Source organism: Pseudomonas sp. HMWF006 (assembly GCF_003061205.1).
GTDB lineage: Bacteria > Pseudomonadota > Gammaproteobacteria > Pseudomonadales > Pseudomonadaceae > Aquipseudomonas > Aquipseudomonas monsensis.
In genome coordinates this window covers 13321-17007 of sequence record NZ_QAIU01000500.1, presented here as the reverse complement: position 1 = coordinate 17007, position 3687 = coordinate 13321, and the positions used below count along the sequence as shown (strand labels likewise).

Sequence of the window (3687 nt, the reverse complement as noted above, 5' to 3'; positions counted from 1 at the left end):
CCGATACTCCGGGCCTCGGCCAGACGCTGTTGCACATACACGCCAAACAAACCGCGCGGCGGAAACAGCTCGCTGACCGGCACGGCCTGCGCGGCAGACTCCGGCCAGCCACCGCCGGCAATATGTGCGCTGAGCCACTGGGTCAGGTCATAGGGATTGTCCGGGTCAACGCTCATTCGCGCCGCGTTACCGTTGAGCGTATGGCCCGGTTCGACCGCGCTGTACGCTTCACCCCGGCCAAGCTCGGCACGCGGCTCGACGATCAGGATGCTGCGCGGCCCAGGCAAGCGCAGCAGTTGCACCGCCAGCATCGTGCCACTGAGGCCGCCGCCGATGATCAGGATATCCGCGCTCTGCGTCATTCAAATCACCACATTGCGTACAAACCACGCCGCTACGTCGCCGTCATTGCGATAGCTGTGCGGCTGGTTGCTGGCAAACATGAAAAACTCACCCTTGTTGATCTGCTGCCGTTGCTCACCGAGCATCAGTGTCAGGCAGCCTTCGAACACATAAATCTGCTCGCTCCAGCCATCGGCGTCCGGTTGCGAGGGGTAGACCTCGCCGGGTTGCAAGCACCATTCCCATTGCTCGACTTCACGGGTCGCGGTGGCTTTGGACAGCAGCACGGCCTTGCTTCCCGGCATCACGCCGGCCCAGGCCACTTCATTGATGCGGCTCGGATCGCGGGCGTCGGGCGCCTGGATCAAGTCACTGAAGGCCACGTCGAGGGCTTCGGCCACCCGGTCGAGAGTGGTCAGACTGACATTCTTCTCGCCGGCCTCGATCGCCACCAGCATCCGCCGACTGACGCCGGACTTTTCCGCCAACGCCGTCTGACTCATGTCCGCCGCGTGACGCAGACGCCGAACGTTCTGGCTGACGTGTTGAAGGACGGACGTTCTTTGGCTGGAATCTTTGTGCACTATATTGCTCACTCGGTGGGGTTGGGCAGTATACTGCGCAACGTTAGGCGCATTGTGCGTCCTCTTTTTTACAGTGCGCAAGGTCATGACGACAGTGAACGGTTCTTCCCCCCCTCTTCGCTTCTCCCGCTTCAGCAAGGCCGAGTGCGTGCTGGTGCTGATCACCATTGTCTGGGGCGGCACTTTCCTGCTGGTGCAGCACGCCATGACCGTCAGCGGCCCGATGTTTTTCGTCGGCCTGCGCTTTGCGGCGGCCGCGTGCATTGTCGCCGCGTTTTCCTGGCGGCATCTGCGTGCGCTGACCCTGTTCGAACTCCGGGCCGGCGCCTTCATCGGCGTGGCGATCATGCTCGGTTATGGTTTGCAGACGGTCGGTTTGCAAACCATCCCGAGCAGTCAGTCGGCGTTCATCACCGCGTTGTACGTGCCGTTCGTGCCGCTGTTGCAATGGCTGGTCCTCGGGCGGCGGCCGGGGCTGATGCCGAGCATCGGCATCATGCTGGCGTTTACCGGGTTGATGCTGCTGTCGGGGCCGTCCGGGGCCTCGTTGAATTTCAGTTCCGGTGAAATCGTCACGCTGATCAGCGCCATCGCCATTGCGGCCGAAATCATTCTGATCAGCACCTATGCCGGTCAGGTTGATGTGCGGCGCGTGACCGTGGTGCAACTGGCGACGACGTCGGTGCTGTCGTTCCTGATGGTGGTGCCGACCGGCGAGATGCTTCCGGATTTCTCCTGGACCCTACTGGTCACCGCGCTGGGGCTGGGCGCCGCCAGTGCAGCGATTCAGGTGGCGATGAACTGGGCGCAGAAGAGTGTTTCGCCGACTCGGGCCACGTTGATCTATGCCGGTGAACCGGTGTGGGCCGGTATCGTCGGGCGGATTGCCGGGGAGCGGTTGCCGGCAATTGCGCTGGTGGGCGCAGGATTGATTGTCGCGGCGGTGATTGTCAGTGAGTTGAAGACTAAGGGTAAGGCCGCAGAAACCGATGTTGAGCTGCAGCGAGAAACGCAGGGCTGATCGGCAATACCTTCAGCGCCTGCGCCAACGCTTTCGCGAGCAAGCTCGCTCCCACACTGGAATGTATTTCAAAATGTGGGAGCGAGCTTGCTCGCGAAAGGGCCATCTGCCACACCTTCCCTTGGCCTGAAATAACGCCAAACACAAATTTTGAGTCTACTTTGTAGGATTCTGAGACATCCTGGCGTTTGGTGATCAGGGAGCTGGCACGTATGATGCTTCACAAACTTCCGCAGATTAGAAGCCTATGTCCCTGATAGTTCTACTGCTTCTGCCATTCATTGGCAGCTGTCTGGCAGCGGTGCTGCCACACAACGCGCGTAATACCGAATCTCTCCTGGCAGGCCTGGTCGCATTGATCGGCACCGTCCAGGTCGCGATGTTGTACCCGCAAATTGCCCACGGCGGGGTGATCCGCGAAGAGTTCATGTGGCTGCCGAGCCTGGGCCTGAACTTCGTGCTGCGCATGGACGGCTTCGCCTGGCTGTTCTCGATGCTGGTCCTGGGCATCGGCACCCTCGTCTCTTTATATGCCCGTTACTACATGTCACCGGATGACCCGGTGCCGCGTTTCTTCGCGTTTTTTCTGGCGTTCATGGGCGCCATGCTCGGCCTGGTGATTTCCGGCAACCTGATCCAGATCGTGTTTTTCTGGGAGTTGACCAGTCTTTTCTCGTTCCTGCTGATCGGTTACTGGCACCACCGCGCCGACGCCCGTCGCGGCGCCTACATGGCGCTGATGGTCACCGGGGCCGGCGGATTGTGCCTGCTGGCGGGGGTCATGATCCTCGGCCATGTCGTCGGCAGCTATGACCTGGACAAGGTCCTGGCCGCCGGCGATCAGATTCGCGCACATGCCCTCTACCCCATTCTGCTACCCCTCATCCTCATCGGCGCCCTCAGCAAAAGCGCGCAGTTTCCTTTCCACTTCTGGCTACCGCACGCCATGGCGGCGCCCACGCCGGTTTCGGCTTACCTGCACTCGGCGACCATGGTCAAGGCCGGGGTCTTTCTCCTCGCCCGTCTGTGGCCGTCGCTGTCCGGCAGTGAGGAATGGTTCTACATCGTCAGCGGCGCCGGTGCGTGCACGCTGTTGCTCGGCGCGTATTGCGCGATGTTCCAGAACGACCTCAAAGGCCTGCTGGCCTACTCGACCATCAGCCACCTCGGTCTGATCACCCTGCTGCTGGGCCTCAATAGCCCGCTGGCAGCGGTCGCGGCGGTGTTCCACATCCTCAACCACGCCACGTTCAAGGCCTCGCTGTTCATGGCCGCCGGCATCATCGACCACGAAAGCGGCACCCGCGATATCCGCAAACTCAGTGGCCTGATCAAACTGATTCCGTTCACCGCGACACTGGCGATGGTCGCCAGTGCCTCGATGGCCGGCGTGCCGTTGCTCAACGGCTTCCTGTCGAAAGAAATGTTCTTCGCCGAAACCGTGTTCATCAATGCCACGGCGTGGGTCGAGGCGGCGCTGCCGATTGTCGCGACCATCGCCGGTACGTTCAGCGTCGCCTACTCGCTGCGCTTTACGGTTGATGTGTTTTTCGGTCCGACCGCCACCGACCTGCCGCACACCCCGCACGAACCGCCGCGCTGGATGCGCGCGCCAGTAGAGTTGCTGGTCTTTACCTGCCTCGTCGTCGGCATCTTTCCGGCGCAAGTGGTCGGCCCGCTGCTCGCAGCGGCCGCCCTGCCGGTGGTTGGCGGCACGCTGCCGGAATACAGCCTGGCGAT

Annotated in this window: 4 protein-coding genes; 2 read left to right on the top strand and 2 right to left on the bottom strand. The window is 61.8% G+C overall.

What is annotated here, in order from left to right; all coding sequences use genetic code 11:
• Window positions 1–362, bottom strand: a 362-nt coding sequence (locus DBR24_RS33255; protein ID WP_256591732.1) for an FAD/NAD(P)-binding protein, incomplete at its 3' end; no start/stop codon positions are given.
• Window positions 363–926, bottom strand: a complete 564-nt coding sequence (locus DBR24_RS22110; RefSeq protein ID WP_123467815.1) for a helix-turn-helix domain-containing protein — start codon at window positions 924–926, stop codon at window positions 363–365.
• An 85-nt stretch (window positions 927–1011) separates the two neighbouring features.
• Between DBR24_RS22110 and DBR24_RS22105 the strand changes: the two genes are divergently transcribed.
• Together DBR24_RS22105 and DBR24_RS33250 are read left to right on the top strand one after the other, a co-directional pair.
• On the top strand, window positions 1012–1947 hold the full coding sequence (locus DBR24_RS22105; RefSeq protein ID WP_128615797.1) for a DMT family transporter: 936 nt from the start codon (window positions 1012–1014) through the stop codon (window positions 1945–1947).
• 247 nt (window positions 1948–2194) lie between these two features.
• On the top strand, window positions 2195–3687 hold a 1493-nt coding region (locus DBR24_RS33250), incomplete at its 3' end, for a proton-conducting transporter membrane subunit (RefSeq protein ID WP_305889133.1).